General features: G+C 63.7%; 13 protein-coding genes. 5 read left to right on the forward strand and 8 right to left on the reverse strand.

Translation table 11 applies throughout. The features are described from left to right. Positions 1 to 49: 49 nt before the first annotated feature. The gene (uvrC, locus tag AAFG13_RS33285) at positions 50 to 2,176 is read right to left on the reverse strand and encodes an excinuclease ABC subunit UvrC (protein ID WP_342709412.1); all 2,127 of its coding nucleotides are present in this window, start codon (positions 2,174 to 2,176) and stop codon (positions 50 to 52) included. Between the two features lie 264 nt (positions 2,177 to 2,440). On the opposite strand from uvrC, the gene AAFG13_RS33290 reads away from it, so the two are divergent. Beyond that, a complete protein-coding gene (locus AAFG13_RS33290) occupies positions 2,441 to 3,064 on the forward strand; it encodes an outer membrane protein (protein WP_212313441.1) in 624 nt (207 codons plus the stop codon). A 273-nt stretch (positions 3,065 to 3,337) separates the two neighbouring features. On the opposite strand, the gene AAFG13_RS33295 is transcribed toward AAFG13_RS33290, so the two are convergent. The 4 genes from AAFG13_RS33295 to AAFG13_RS33310 all read right to left on the reverse strand — a co-directional run bounded on the left by AAFG13_RS33295 (position 3,338) and on the right by AAFG13_RS33310 (position 6,127). Next, a complete protein-coding gene (locus AAFG13_RS33295) occupies positions 3,338 to 3,550 on the reverse strand; it encodes a cold-shock protein (protein ID WP_016844477.1) in 213 nt (70 codons plus the stop codon). A gap of 259 nt (positions 3,551 to 3,809) precedes the next feature. Then, positions 3,810 to 4,670 (reverse strand): 23S rRNA (adenine(2030)-N(6))-methyltransferase RlmJ, encoded by an 861-nt coding sequence (gene rlmJ / locus AAFG13_RS33300; protein ID WP_342709413.1) that lies wholly within the window; start codon positions 4,668 to 4,670, stop codon positions 3,810 to 3,812. A 160-nt stretch (positions 4,671 to 4,830) separates the two neighbouring features. Then, a complete protein-coding gene (locus AAFG13_RS33305; protein ID WP_229170475.1) occupies positions 4,831 to 5,454 on the reverse strand; it encodes a ribonuclease T2 in 624 nt (207 codons plus the stop codon). 178 nt (positions 5,455 to 5,632) lie between these two features. Beyond that, entirely contained in the window at positions 5,633 to 6,127 is a 495-nt protein-coding gene (locus AAFG13_RS33310) for a hypothetical protein (protein ID WP_342709414.1), read from the reverse strand. 166 nt (positions 6,128 to 6,293) lie between these two features. Here AAFG13_RS33310 and AAFG13_RS33315 point away from each other — a divergent pair, with 166 nt between their 5' ends. The 3 genes from AAFG13_RS33315 (at position 6,294) to AAFG13_RS33325 (ending at position 10,121) form a co-directional block, all read left to right on the forward strand. Next, positions 6,294 to 6,593, forward strand: coding sequence for a hypothetical protein (locus tag AAFG13_RS33315; protein WP_342709415.1), 300 nt, complete (start codon positions 6,294 to 6,296; stop codon positions 6,591 to 6,593). A 43-nt stretch (positions 6,594 to 6,636) separates the two neighbouring features. Continuing rightward, entirely contained in the window at positions 6,637 to 7,167 is a 531-nt protein-coding gene (locus tag AAFG13_RS33320) for a DUF3617 family protein (RefSeq protein WP_212313426.1), read from the forward strand. Between the two features lie 896 nt (positions 7,168 to 8,063). Then, positions 8,064 to 10,121: a TonB-dependent siderophore receptor gene (locus tag AAFG13_RS33325; RefSeq protein WP_342709416.1), complete on the forward strand. Its 2,058-nt coding sequence runs from the start codon at positions 8,064 to 8,066 to the stop codon at positions 10,119 to 10,121. On the opposite strand, the gene AAFG13_RS33330 is transcribed toward AAFG13_RS33325, so the two are convergent. From AAFG13_RS33330 to AAFG13_RS33340, 3 genes are read right to left on the reverse strand one after another with little or no spacing between them, the layout of a single operon-like run. Next, positions 10,122 to 11,507 carry an ATP-binding protein gene (locus AAFG13_RS33330; RefSeq protein ID WP_212313422.1) on the reverse strand — a complete coding sequence of 462 codons (1,386 nt, stop codon included), beginning with the start codon at positions 11,505 to 11,507 and terminating at the stop codon, positions 10,122 to 10,124. A gap of 9 nt (positions 11,508 to 11,516) precedes the next feature. After that, complete coding sequence (locus tag AAFG13_RS33335; RefSeq protein WP_171948219.1) at positions 11,517 to 12,239, reverse strand: response regulator transcription factor; 723 nt, start codon at positions 12,237 to 12,239, stop codon at positions 11,517 to 11,519. A gap of 2 nt (positions 12,240 to 12,241) precedes the next feature. Next, the gene (locus AAFG13_RS33340) at positions 12,242 to 12,766 is read right to left on the reverse strand and encodes a MarR family transcriptional regulator (RefSeq protein WP_171948220.1); all 525 of its coding nucleotides are present in this window, start codon (positions 12,764 to 12,766) and stop codon (positions 12,242 to 12,244) included. 354 nt (positions 12,767 to 13,120) lie between these two features. Between AAFG13_RS33340 and AAFG13_RS33345 the strand changes: the two genes are divergently transcribed. Next, complete coding sequence (locus AAFG13_RS33345) at positions 13,121 to 14,200, forward strand: branched-chain amino acid aminotransferase (protein ID WP_212313420.1); 1,080 nt, start codon at positions 13,121 to 13,123, stop codon at positions 14,198 to 14,200. The last annotated feature ends 127 nt before the right edge of the window (positions 14,201 to 14,327 follow it).

Below are 14,327 nucleotides of genomic sequence, written 5' to 3' on the forward strand. Positions count from 1 at the left end.
TGCCCTAGATGCCCTGTCGCAGGCGACGCCCTGATGACTCGCCTTTGGTTTAACCCGGCTGGGCGTGGAAAAACTCGAAAATCTTGCGGGCACTCTCGGCGCTGACGCCGGGAACCTTGCCGAGGTCGGCGATCGAGGCCCGCTCGATCTCCTTGAGCGTTCCGAAGTGGTGCAGCAAGGCACGTTTGCGCGACGGGCCGATGCCCGGGATCTCCTGCAACCCGGCCTCGCGGATGTCCTTTTTGCGCAGCTTGCGGTGCGAGCCGATCACGAAGCGGTGGGCCTCGTCGCGCAGCCGCTGGATGAAATAGAGCACCGGGTCGCGCGGCTCCAGCTTGATGGCCTCGCGGTCCGGCATGAACAGGGTTTCCCGCCCCGCATCGCGCTCCGGCCCCTTCGCCACCGCCATCAGCGAGACCTGGGTCAGCCCGAGATTCTCGAAAATCTCCCGGACCGCGTTGAGCTGGCCGCGGCCGCCGTCGATGATGACGAGATCGGGCCATTGCGGGAACGACTCGTCGTCCGCCTTGTCTTTTGGCTTTGCAGTGTCCTTGGCAGCCTCGCCCTCCGGCGGCTTCAGCAGCCGCTTGAAGCGGCGCTCCAGCACCTCGCGCATCATCCCGTAATCGTCGCCGGGCGTCAGCCCTTCGGACTTGATGTTGAACTTGCGGTACTGGTTTTTCATGAACCCGTCGGGTCCCGCCACGATCATCGCGCCGACTGCGTTGGTGCCCTGGATGTGGCTATTGTCGTAGACCTCGATGCGCTTGGGCGTATGCGGCAGGCCGAGCGTCGTGACCATGCCGTCCAGCAGCCGGCTTTGCGTCGCGGTATCGGCGAGCTTGCGGCCGAGCGCCTCGCGCGCGTTGGTGAGCGCGTGGCCGATCAATTCCTTCTTCTCGCCGCGCTTGGGCACGGAGACCTCGACCTTGGATCCGGCCTTCACCGACAGCGCGTCGGCGAGCAAAGCGCTTTCCTCGATCTCGTGCGACAGCAGGATCAGCTTCGGCGGCGGTTTGTCGTCGTAGAATTGCGCGAGGAATGAGGACAGCACCTCCTCGGGCGTGAAGCTCTTTTCCGCGCGCGGGAAATAGGCGCGATTGCCCCAGTTCTGGCCGGTGCGGAAGAAGAACACCTCGACGCAGGAATAGCCGCCCTCCTGGTGGATCGCGAACACATCGGCCTCTTCGACCGTGCGCGGGTTGATGCCCTGCTGCGACTGGATCGCCGACAGTGCCGCGAGGCGGTCGCGGTACAGCGCCGCGGTCTCGAACTCGAGCTCGCCGGAGGCCTTCTCCATCTCGGCCGCGAGCAATTGCTTCACGGCGTGGCTGCGGCCGGAAAGGAATTCGGTCGCCTCGCGCACCAGTTCGGTATAGCCGGGAAAATCGATCTCGCGCGTGCAGGGGCCGGCGCAGCGCTTGATCTGATAGAGCAGGCAGGGCCGGCTGCGGCTTTCGAAGAAGCCGTCGGTGCAGGAGCGGATCAGGAACGCGCGCTGCAGCGCCGTAATTGTGCGGTTGACCGCGCCCGCATTGGCGAACGGGCCGAAATAGCGCCCGGGCCGCGACTGCGCGCCGCGATGCTTGAGGATCTGCGGCGCCCAGTGATCGCCCGAGATCAAAATATATGGAAACGATTTGTCATCGCGCAGCTGCACATTGAAACGTGGGCGGAGCTGCTTGATCAGATTGGCTTCGAGCAGCAGCGCCTCGGTCTCGGTCGTGGTCGAGACGATCTCGACATGTGTGGTCGCCGCGATCATGCGCAGGATGCGCGCCGGCAGCGGCGCGTTGGCCCGCGCATAGGACGACAGCCGCTTTTTGACGTTCTTCGCCTTGCCGACATAGAGCACGTCGTTGGCGGCGTTGAGCATGCGGTAGACGCCGGGCGAGGTCGGGGCGAGGCGCACTGCGTTCTCGATCGCCTCATGCCCGATCGAGAGCGTTCCCTCGGCGATTGTCTCGGTGGCGTCCTCCGATGCCTCGGGGAGACGTGCGTCATCCTCCTCCTCGGTGCCGGAGGTTTCCGGATCGACGTCGCTCGTGTCGAGCGTCAGGTCGTCCTGAGGCAGATCGGACTTTGCACTGCGCCGCGCCTTGGGGGCAGCCTTGGGATCAGCCTTGGGGTCGGTCTTGGGGGCCGGCGTCGGTCGCTCGGGAGAATCGTGAACCATGGGCCGTAAATTAAGCGCTTGGGCGACTGGTCGCCAGCGCTGGCGGCGCAGGAAAAAGAACCCGATTGCAGGGCGTTACTGGCCCAGCGCGGCCGGTCAGGGCGGGTCGGTAACACATTGTTAAGACTGATGAGCGGGCCGCTAACCGGGCTTAACAACCCTTTAACTTAAAACTCTCGATAAACCTTAGCGAAAAAAGTGGAATTCCGTAACCACGCCGGCCCTGGGCCTGCGGGCTGCGGCAGTTGCGTGTGGAGAGTACCCATGACCCGGTTTGTTGCGCGTGCGCTGGCACTGATCGTCGCAGGCTGGACGACTTCGGCGGCGTCGGCCGACCTCAACTACGGCTCGCCCTATACCGTCTATCAGCCGCTCAATGCCTACAGTTGGGCCGGCCCCTATCTCGGCGGCAACGTCGGCTACGGCTGGGGTTCGGTCGAGAACAACCCGACCAAGCCGTCCGGTTTCGTCGGCGGCGTGCAGGCCGGCTACAATTTCCAGAACGGCTCGCCTTGGGTGTTCGGCATCGAGGCCGATATCCAGGGCACCACCGCCGACGATCGGTTCGCGCCCTGGAAGTTCTCCAACCCGTGGTTCGGCACCGTACGCGGCCGCGCCGGCTATGCGGTCAACAATGTGCTATTCTACGCGACCGGTGGTCTCGCCTTCGGTGAACTGCGCGGCGAGACGTTTGGCATATCGGAGTCGCATACCAATGCGGGCTTCACCGTCGGCGCCGGCGCCGAAATGGGCTTTGCCCCGAACTGGAGTGCCAAGATCGAATATCTCTACGTCGATCTCGCCAACAGCAACTTCACGATCACCGGCGGCGCGCCGAACGGCTACAGCTTCAGCCTGGTTCGCGCCGGCATCAACTATCACTTCTGAGAACAAGAAAACGTCTGACATCAACTCCCGGCTGCGCCTCGCGCGGCCGGGTTTTTCTTTGTGCTGAGCACGCCGACATCACGCGCAACTGCATGAACGCCGCGGCGTCCGCGAAACCAGTCGGACGGCCGCACGCACCGGATATGCGGGCACCGTCAATCGCGTCCGCATCATGCAGGTGGTCGTGCAGCGAGCGCGAGCCACGCGCCCGGCAGTCAACTCACACGCAACGCTTCATTCGCCGTTCACGACGAGTCGCGCACCGCGCGCTCATCATGAAACCACCAGGTTGACCGCCTTCGGGCCCTTGCCCTTCTTGTCGGGTTCAACCTCGAACGTAATGCGCTGTCCTTCAGTCAGGTCCTTCAATCCTGCACGCTCGACAGCTGTGATGTGAACGAACACATCGCGGCCGCCATCATCAGGCTTGATGAAGCCGTAGCCACGCTCTCCGTTGAAGAACTTGACTGTCCCAGTCATGGCCATCGGGAAACTCCTCCCCCGTATTGCTCCACCGCTACGCGCACGCCGCGTAGCGGTTGACCGACATTCGCTTGTCGGAAGCTTGGCCACCTGAACAGGCCGGCGTCACGCCACCGGTCTGCCTGGATTTATTTCGGCCTTGTCACTCCGCCGCAACCATTCGCGGAAGCGGAACGTAAAGCCAGTCGTAACAGGATGAGCATAATACGGTTCCGCGCGCGTTGCCTATGCTCAAATAGAACTTTTCAGTGGGTGCTACCGATCAAGGTTTAGGCGTTTCGAGTCTGAAGCGTCCGGCGCCGCCTTGACCAAGCGGTCTCTCGAGTTCGGACAAGATGATCTTCAGCTCGCCCGCCAGCGTCCACGGCGGATTCACTATCAAAAGGCCGGTGGAAACGAGGCCTGCGCCGGTTTCTTGCGGCGCCACACTGAATTCCAAACGCAAGCATTTGCCCGCGGGCCGACTGCTCGCTGTTGCTGCAGCCACGCTGCGCGCGAGCTCGTCGGTAGCTCTCCGGGTTTTTACGGGGTACCACAAAAGATACGTGCCGGTCGGCCACTTCGCAAACGCTTCGGTGAAGGCACTCGCCAGCCGCTCGAACTCGTCCTTCGCTTCGAAAGGCGGATCGATCAGCACCAGGCCGCGCCGTTCGTTCGGCGGCACGAATGCGGGCAGCGCCACCCAGCCGTCGAGATCGACGACGCGCGCCTGCACATCGCGTCGCAATGCATCGATCAATTGCTTGCGCGCAACGGGCTCGATCTCGCAGGCCGTCATACGGTCTTGCGGACGCAGCAGCGCCCGCGCGATCAACGGCGAGCCGGGATAGGCTTTCAGCTCGCCTCGCGGGTTGAATGCTCTGACGATGTCGAGATAGGGCGCGATCAGCGGCAACGCCTTGTCGGACAGCCGCGCCTGCATCAGTCGCGCGATGCCGGTCAGCCATTCGCCGCCGCGCTGCGCTTCGCTCGACGTCAAATCATACAGGCCGGCGCCGGCATGGGTGTCGATGACGCGGAACGGCGCCTGCTTCTCCTGCAGGTAGGTGAGCATGCGCACCAGCACGATGTGCTTGATGACGTCGGCAAAGCTGCCGGCATGAAAGGCGTGACGATAGTTCATGCGATGACGCTGCGCTCCAGAGGGTGCGCATGTTGTACTGCGTCATGCCCGGCCTGTCCCGGGCATCTATGCCTTATCTCGTTAGTTTCGTGATGGCGTCCATGGCCGGGACACTCGGCGCGACAACGCGCGTTTGCGCGGCCGTGACGCGGACGAGACTTCAGCCGCCGCGAACCGGCGGCATCAGCACCTGATCGCGGCGGCAGGCGCGGCGATCGATTTCCTCGCAGGAACGGAATTGCAGATCCTTGCTGAGGCAGATCCGCACCTCGCTGAGCCGCTTGCTGTCGCAGGTCACCGAGATCGCGGAGTTGCTGAGCCCCGGATTGGCCTTGATGAACGCCGTCTCCAGCTCGTCGGGCGCGATCGTCTTCGGCTCCGTCAATTGCAGGAATTCCTCGGGGATCTTCACCGCGGCGCGGGCCTTGCGGATGGCTTCGAAATAGGCCCGTTCGCCGAGGCCGGAGCAGGTGCCGTGCTTGTCCCACTCGTTGTAGATCAGCCCGGGCGCCGGCATCAGGTCGAGCATCGAGGTCATGATGTTGCGGGCGAGGCGGGGCGAAGGGCGCTGGCAGTATTCCGGAAAGCCCCGCTCATATTGTGGCCACAGCCCGTGCACCACGAATGAGTATGGCCGTCCGCCGCATTGCGCCTGCGTGCCGCGGCCGTTGTTGCCGCGCTCGCTCGCCGCCTCGCAGAACGAGGGCGACCACGACAGCGACAGCACATAGAAATCGAACTCGCCGGGCGCATTCTGCCGGCGATCCTGGGCCGAGGCCCCCATCGCACCACACAGAACAAAGGCAACTGAAATCAGAAATCGGGAAATTGTGACCAACCGAGGCATCAAACGCTCCCCTCACGCGACCATTCAGAGCCTAGCAGGCCGCTAGAACATTTCAAGAACAAAAAGCCGCCGGCTGGATGGCGGCGGCTTCCGTTTTGACCGAACTGGTCGGAGATCAGGGCCGGGCGGCCTTGCAGGACGGGTTATAGGCCCAGTTGCGGTCGAGCCCGGCGACGCACCATTCGACGCCCGGAGCGATGCTGATCCAGTCGCTGACGCCGGCAAAACCGCCGTCCTCGATGATCGAATAGTGCACCTTGCGCACCTTGCCGTCGCTCAGCATCGCGTCGCCCGAGCAATAGCGGCGCGGAATATTGTCTGACTGCCAGGGGCGGAAGGCGGTTTCGTGAATCCGGTTGAAACCGGTGATCACGAGCGGCGAATTCCAGAAGGTGGCTTCCTTTTCCTGGAATTGTGAGCTGATGACCGGCAGCGCCCGTTCGCAGGGGGCCACATTGCCGTCATAGCGCGGGCCGGATAGGCCGAAATTCAGTTCGAACGGATTGGCGGCCTGAGCCGTGCCCCCGAACGCCAGAAGGCCGACCACGAGCGCGGCGCCGAGGCCGAGCTTATGGTTGAGTTTATTGCGGGAGTTGAACAGGTTGCGCATGGGAATCCACCCGATGATCAGATGCGGCGAACGGTGCCGTGAAGCCCCGGCAAGGTCAAGTGCAGCGCGGCAACACCTGCGGAGAAGTCCACCTCCAGCAGCCGGCTCGTTCTTTCCATGGTCGCCGGCGCACTCTATGTTGGTCGCCAGCGAAATGGAGTCTGCGATGCGAACGAAATTGGCCGCGTGCCTGGTTGCCGTTAGCGGGATGCTGGCCGTTGGTCCGGCGCAAGCCGACTGGATGCAGCCGGTGCCGCCGTTCAAGGGCAATGATACCGGCGGTATCATCGCCTATTCGCTGGCGGCCCAGACCGACGCGCGGCAGCTCGCCGTCGATCACTGCGCTTCCTACGGCAAGGTGGTCAAGTTCCTTGCGATGCAGCGCTATCCGGGCGGCTACATCTCCTTTGCCTGCCGCTGGGTACCCTATGGTTCGGCCCAGAGGCCGGTGCGCACGCTCTACTGAGCGCGCTCCAAATCCTTCGATCGTTCAGCCGGGAGCTCACCGCATGACCCGACAGCTTGCCTTGCTTGGTTCTGCTGTTTGCCTTGTCCTGTCCACCGGTGCTGCGAGCGCCCTCGACCTGCCGACCCGCAAGGCGGGTCTGTGGGAGATGAAGATGGTGCGCACCGGCGGGCCGATGCCCGAAATCACCATGCAGCACTGCACCGACGAGACCACCGACAAGGAGATGAGCGCGGCGGCCTCGCCGATGGCCAAGGAAGTCTGCTCCAAGCAGGACATCCAGAAGACCGCGACCGGCTATGTCAGCGACAGCGTGTGCAGCGTCGCCGGCATGTCGATGAAGAGCCATGCCGAGATCGTCGGCGATTTCAATTCCGCCTACACGGTCAAGAGCAGCTCGCACGCGGAGGGCGGCGCGGCCGGCTCCCGCGACACCACGATGACCATCGAGGCGAAATGGCTCGGCGCCTGCAAGAGCGACCAGAAGCCCGGTGACATCATCATGCCCGGCGGCATGAAGATGAACGTCAAGGATATGGAAAAGCTGAAGGGCCTCCTGCCCAAGCAGAAGTAGGCGCAGCGCCTTCGATTGTCGCCGCGCGCCCTGAGCACGTCCTCTTTCATGTTGAGAGGACGTGCCGTTTTGCACCACCATCATTGCGAGCAGCCCGTGACAAGATTGCCAAGCGGTTTTGCGCTGCCTGTCATCGGGCGTGCGTTCTGGCGACCTTTCTTGCAATGATGCCGTTGGACCGTGTGCGCCAACTCCGTCACGTAGGCGTATTCGCTTAACCATTGTCGCCGACCGTTGACGTCAAGCGCGCGTCTCGGCGCACGGCGGCCTCTCACCTTCAATGGATTGGATGTCAAACATGATGTCCGGTGTTGGTCGCGGCCGCGCCCAATGCACGACGGCATTGCGGGGCGACATCAACATCATTGAATGATCGCTGCGTGCCTCGCACGTGAGACTCTCTGAGAGAGCGAGGACGTGCAGCGAATTCCTCGTGCTGAAAAGCTTGCTGCGACAACATGTCTTTTTGAATCGCTCCAGTGTCGCGCATCTTGAATCGTTCCAGTGTCGTGCATCGCGCGCTTCAATGGATTCTATTTTGCGCGTGTGGAATTTCGCGCATCCCGTCGATAGAAGTCCGCCCCAATCGAGCCCGCTCAATGACGAGCACGCGGCTCGATCGGCCTGGGGAAATGTGGGATTGCTTGGTGGGAATGGCTTCGTCGCGGAGCAAGCGCAGCTTGCTTGCATCAACGGCTGCGATCAACGCAGCGTTTCTCGGTTCGGTCATGCTTGTGCCGATGGATGCAAACGTCGCCAGCGCTCAGGCACAAGCGAGCTCTCCGCAGAACAATGTCAGCGTGCTTCCAGCCGTAACCGTGGATGAACCTGGCGCTGCAAGGAAGCGTAGCGCCGTCGCTTCAAGTCGGAACACCAGGTCTTCGCGCACCACCGTGGTGAGCCGACGCCGCACTGCTGCGGCGCCCGCTCAGAACCAGGCTCCGCGGTCGCAAGGCGCGGCCGGCACGATCGGTACGACGACCGGCTACGTTGCGACCGGCAGCACGGCCGGCACCAAGACCAACACCGCGCTGATCGAGACGCCGCAGTCGCTTTCGGTGGTCACGCAAAAGGAGCTCAGGGATCGTAACGTTCAGACGCTTAAGGACGCCGTCAATTACACGCCCGGCGTCACGACCACCGCGTTCGGCTATGATCCCCGGTTCGATAGTTTCTACATCCGCGGCTTCGATGCGACCTATACTGGGATCTATCGCGACGGCCTGCGCCAGGGCGGCGGCAACTTCGCCATTCCCAAGATCGAACCTTACGGTCTCGACAGCGTGTCGATCCTCCGTGGCCCGGCCTCGGGTCTTTACGGCCTTGGCTCTCCGGGCGGCATCGTGGACGTCACCACCAAGCGGCCGCCGTTGACCACATTCGGTGAGATACAGCTGCAGGGTGGCACCTACGACCGTTACCAGGGCAGCTTCGATGTCGGTGGTCCGGTGCCCGGCAGCGATCAGCTGTACTACCGGCTGACGGGTTTGCTCCGTGACGCGAAGACCTGGTATCCCGGCAACGACGACGATCGCGCCTATATCGCGCCTGCGCTGACCTGGCGGCCGGACGTCGATACGTCCTTCACGATCCTCAGCGAGTATCAAAGCAGCCGAACCGCCGCGAGCATCGGCAACTTCCGCGCGCCCGACGGACGATTGACCAACATCTACTCGAATGATCCGGCCTTCAGCGCCATGGATCAGAAGCAATATCGCATCGGTTACGCGTTCGAGCACAATGTCGACGACGTCTGGACGGTGCGGCAGAGCTTCCGCTTCTATCAGGTCGACACCGACGCGAAATACACCCAGATCGACTCCATCGACAGCAGCACCAATCTCGCGTCGCGCTCCGCCTGGCGGATCCTGGATAGCTTCAATACCGTGACGCTCGACAATCAGGCCGAAGCCAAGTTCATGCTCGGCGCGATCAAGAACACGGCGCTGTTCGGCGTCGACTACGGCCACTCCTACTACAACGACAAGATCGGCTACGGGCCGGCTCCCGATCTCAATCTCCTGACGATGAACTACGGTGCCCAGGCGATCGCGTCGCCGGCATTCTCGATCTTCAACAAGCAGTCGACCGACGAGGTAGGGGTCTATGCGCAGGAGCAGGCCAGGCTCGGCGGCTTCATCCTGACGCTCAATGGCCGCCAGAGCTGGGTCCCGCAGACGACGACCGCAGGCCTGGACGGCATGCCGTCAACGCAGAAGGCGACCGCCTTCACGGGCCGCGCGGGCCTCGCTTACGTCTTCGACAACGGCATTGCGCCTTATGTCAGCTACGCGACGGCATTCGCCCCGCAGGTCGGCGTCGACGCATCGGGATCGCCGTTCAAGCCGACCACCGGCGAGCAGAAGGAAATCGGCATCAAGTATCAGATGCCGCAGGTGCCGGTGCTGTTGACCGCCGCGGTGTTCGACATCACGCAGGACAATGTGCTGCGCACCGATCCGAGCAACATGGCGTTCCAGGCGGCAACCGGGCAGGTCGAATCGAAGGGCGTGGAGCTCGAGGCGAAGCTGGCGCTCAAGCAGGGATTTGATTTCACTGCCGCCTACACCCATCTCAACGTCGTGATCACGCAGGGCAACCCGGATACGACCGGCAACGAGCTCTCCGGCATTCCGAGGAATTCCTTCGCCGCCTTCGGCAAATACACGTTCCAGTCCGGCGTCCCCGTCGAAGGGCTCGGGCTTGGCCTCGGTGTCCGTTATATCGGGACCAACTTCGGCAACGACCAGAATACGTTCCAGAATGCGGCGAGAACGTTGTTCGATGCCGTGATCGACTACGATCTCGGCAAGCTGGATCGGCGATTGCTCGGCGCCACCGCGCGCTTGAACGCGACCAATCTGTTCGACACGCGCTACCAGACCTGCCAGTCCGGCTACTGCTATGCCGGCGAACGGCGTCAGGTGATCGGCACCCTGTCTTACCGCTGGTAGCTATACCGGTATCCGCACCGCCGCGCGCAGGCCGCCCATCGGGCTTTCGCCGAGCATGATGTCGCCGCCATGCGAGCGGGCGATGTCGCGCGCGATCGCAAGTCCGAGGCCGCTGCCGCCTTCGTCCTGGTTGCGGGCGTCGTCGAGCCGCAGGAAGGGCTTGAACACTTCCTCGCGCATGTCGGCGGGGATGCCGGGGCCGTCGTCGTCGACCGTGATGTTGAGATAGCGATGGTCGCGCTGGCCGGTGATCGAGATCGTGTTGGCGTGGCGCGCCGCGTTGGAAACGAGGTTGGCGAGGCAGCGCTTGAACGAGGCCGGCTTCACCGTGACGACGGGCAGGCCGTGGAATGCGACGGTCGCGGTGTGGCCGTGACGTTCGGCGTCACTGCGCAATTCCTCCAGCGCCATCGCCATGTCGGTCGGCTGCGCGACCTCGCCGGAATCGCCGCGCGCGAAGGCAAGGTAGTCCTCCAGCATCATCGACATCTCGTCGACGTCCTTGCGCATCGCGTCGATCTCGGGGCCTTCGCCGATCAAGGCGAGTTCGAGCTTGAAGCGCGTCAGGATGGTGCGCAAATCATGCGACACGCCGGCGAGCATCGCGGTGCGCTGCTCGATCGAACGCTCGACGCGCGCCTTCATCTCGATGAAGGCCTGTGCCGCGCGTCGCACCTCGCGCGCGCCGCGCGGCCGGAAGTTTGGCGCCTCGCGGCCCTTGCCGAAGCTTTCGGCGGCGTCGGCGAGCCGCAGGATCGGCTTGATCTGATTGCGCAGGAACAGCACGGCGACGATCAGCAGGATCGACGAGGTGCCGACCATCCAGAAGATGAAGATCTCCGAGTTGGAGGCGTAGGCCGCGCTGCGCTGGGCGAAGATCCGCATCACCGAATCGTCGAGCGAAACGCGGATCTCGACCAGGTTGGACTTGCCGACGGTGTCGATCCAGAACGGACGGCTGATCTGGCGGCCGAGCTGCACCGACAGGGTCTGGTCGAGCAGCGAGAAGAACGGCTTCGGCCCCGGCGGCGGCATGTCGCCGGCGGGTAGGAAGTCGACCACGAGCTGCAGCTTCTGGGCGATGCGGCGCAGCTGCGCGCGGTCCTTGTCCTGCGGATAATTCTTGTAGACGTCGATCAGCGCGGCGATGTCGGAGACCACCGCGGCCGACAGGCGCCGCGTCACCGTGTTCCAGTGCCGCTCCATGAACACGAACGCGACCACGGTCTGCAGAATCACCATCGGCACGATCATGATCAGCAGTGCGCGGGCGTAGAGGCCGGTCGGCATCCAGCTCTTGAACGCATTGCCCATCCAGCCGTTCGCCTTCGAGACGCGCTGCGAAGCGTTCTTGATCAGGGTCAGGCCGGTGTCGAGCGTGCTCATGGCTGCATCTTACGGCGAGGCGACCAGGCGATAGCCGATGCCGCGTACCGCCTGCAGGAATAGCGGATTGGCGGGATCGTGCTCGATCTTGCGGCGCAGGCGGTTGATCTGCACGTCGACCGCGCGCTCGTTGACGGTGCCGCCGCTGGTCAGCTCGCCGCGCGGCACGGTCTCGCCGGGGGCACTTGCGAGGATACGCAGCATCTCGCGCTCGCGGTCGGTGAGATGGATGATCTCCTCGCCCTGGCGCAGCTCGCTGCGTTCGATGTGGAAGATGTAGGGGCCGAACGCGATCTGCTCGACGACAGTGACTTGCGGCGGCGCGGTGCGCTTGAGGATATTGCCGATGCGCAGCACCAGCTCGCGCGGCTCGAACGGCTTGGCGACATAGTCGTCGGCGCCGATCTGCAGGCCCTCGATGCGGGCTTCCGCCTCATGGCGGGCGGTCAGCATGATGATCGGCACCGTCGAGGAGGTGCGGATGAAGCGGGCGAGGTCGAAGCCGTTCTCGCCGGGCATCATCACGTCGAGGATGAGCAGGTCGAAATGCAGCCCGAGCAGCTTGGCGCGCGCATCGGTGGCGCTCATGGCCGTCGTGACGCGATAGCCTTCGCCGGAGAGAAAGCGCGACAGCAGGTCGCGAATGCGCCGGTCGTCGTCGACCAGCAGGAGATGCGGCGCATCGTCGGCCGGCTCGACCGGCGTGCGCACCAGGGTTGCAGCCTGCACCAGGTTCACTCCCTTGTTTTTCTGCCGCCGCCGAAGATCGCTTCGAGCACCTTGTCGGGATCGTCGCGGTCGATCATCGCGCGCAGGAATTGGCGAACCGTCTCGACGCCGGCCGGATCGATGCCGGCGATGGCGCGGTTGATGCGGTCGGTCTGCAGCCCTGCGAGCTTGGCGACCAGCGCCTCGCCCTTCGGCGTTGCGTAGAGCAGGCGTTGCCGGCGGTCGTTGTTGCCGGTCTTCTGCACGATGTAGCCTTCATCCAGCAGTTGCTTGAGCACGCGTCCGAGCGACTGCTTGGTGATGCGCAGGACGTCGAGCAGGTCGGCGACCTTCAGGCCGGGATAGCGGGTGACGAAGTGGATGACGCGGTGGTGGGCGCGGCCGAAGCCGAACGCCTCCAGTTCCTGGTCGGCGTCGCCGACAAAGTCGCGGTAGGCGAAGAACAAGAGCTCGATGATGTCCCAGCGCAGGTCGCGGCCGCCCGCCGCAGGAGCATGATCATCTCCCTGCGAATCGGGCTTGGCAGCCATGCCTGAGATATTTATGTCAGTCATATTGACGTATCTTGGGTTCAATGTTACAAAACTGCCTGTCACGACGAAACATTAGATCGTTCCGTCCCCGACAGCGTTTGAGGCGGCCTGAAAAAGCCTGTGAGGCGGTTTGGGCCGCAAATTGGACTACCGTGCGATTGTCGAGCGGCATTTCGGCAAACATACTGGACTTCAGCACTCCGCAAAAGCATGTCTAAACGGCATGTTGGCGATGGAAACCGGCCGGGTTGCCGGCGGTGGTGAAGTTCGCACCAGCCGAGCCTGATGGCTCCGGGGGAAACAGGCCGTCGCCCGGTATGGCGCCGGTTCCGACAGCGGAAAGCAAGAAAAATGACTTTGAAATTCGACATCCAGCCTTCGCCGAATCCTACGTCCGACAAGGATCGCGCGGCGAAGCTCGTGGACCCGGGCTTCGGCCGCGTCTTTACCGACCACATGGCGATCGTCCGCTACAGCCAGGGCAAGGGGTGGCACAGCGCCCGCGTCGAAGCACGCGCGAATTTTCCGCTCGATCCGGCCGGCGCGGTGCTGCACTACGCCCAGGAGATTTTCGAAGGTCTCAAGGCCTACAGGCGCGACGATGGCGGTGTGAACCTGTTCCGTCCCGACGCCAATGCCCGGCGCTTTCACGATTCGGCCGAGCGCATGGCGATGGCGCCGCTGCCCGAGGACGTCTTCATCGAGGCGGTCGAGCAGTTGGTGCGGATCGATCGCGCCTGGATCCCGGGCGGCGAGGGCAGCCTCTATCTGCGGCCGTTCATGATCGCGAGCGAGGTCTTCCTCGGCGTGAAGCCGTCGGCGGAATACATCTTCTCCGTCATCGCATCGCCGGTCGGCTCCTATTTCAAAGGCGGTCCCGCACCGGTGTCGATCTGGGTGTCGGAGAATTACACGCGCGCCGCGATCGGCGGCACCGGCGCCGTCAAGTGCGGCGGCAACTATGCCGCAAGCCTGCGCGCGCAGGCCGAAGCGATCGAGCGCGGCTGCGACCAGGTCGTGTTCCTTGATGCGGTCGAGCGCCGCTACATCGAAGAGCTCGGCGGCATGAACATCTTCTTCGCGTTCGACGACGGCTCGCTCTCGACGCCGCCGCTCGGCACCATCCTGCCCGGCATCACCCGCGACTCGATCATCGCGCTTGCCAAGGATACCGGCACGCGCGTGCGCGAGGAGCCCTACACGATCCAGCAGTGGCGTGCCGACGCCGCCAGCGGCAAGCTGAAGGAAGCCTTCGCCTGCGGCACCGCGGCCGTGATCTCGCCGATCGGCAAGGTGTGCTCGGCGAGCGGCGACTTCCAGATCAGCGGCGGCGCGGCCGGCCCGGTCGCGATGGGCCTGCGCAAGAAGCTGGTCGACATCCAGTACGGTCGCACCAACGACCCGCATAACTGGATCAGGAACGTCGCCTGACACCGCGGTTCCACCGCTGACCTGCTTCGATCTCGCGCCTCTTCCTGTGCAAGGGAGAGGCGCTCTCGCTTTGGAATACGGCAAGCTGACGCTTCGCCTCGGTCGTCATTTTTCCGTGTTGTCGGCC

The sequence above is a fragment of the Bradyrhizobium sp. B124 genome, from assembly GCF_038967635.1.
Lineage (GTDB): Bacteria > Pseudomonadota > Alphaproteobacteria > Rhizobiales > Xanthobacteraceae > Bradyrhizobium.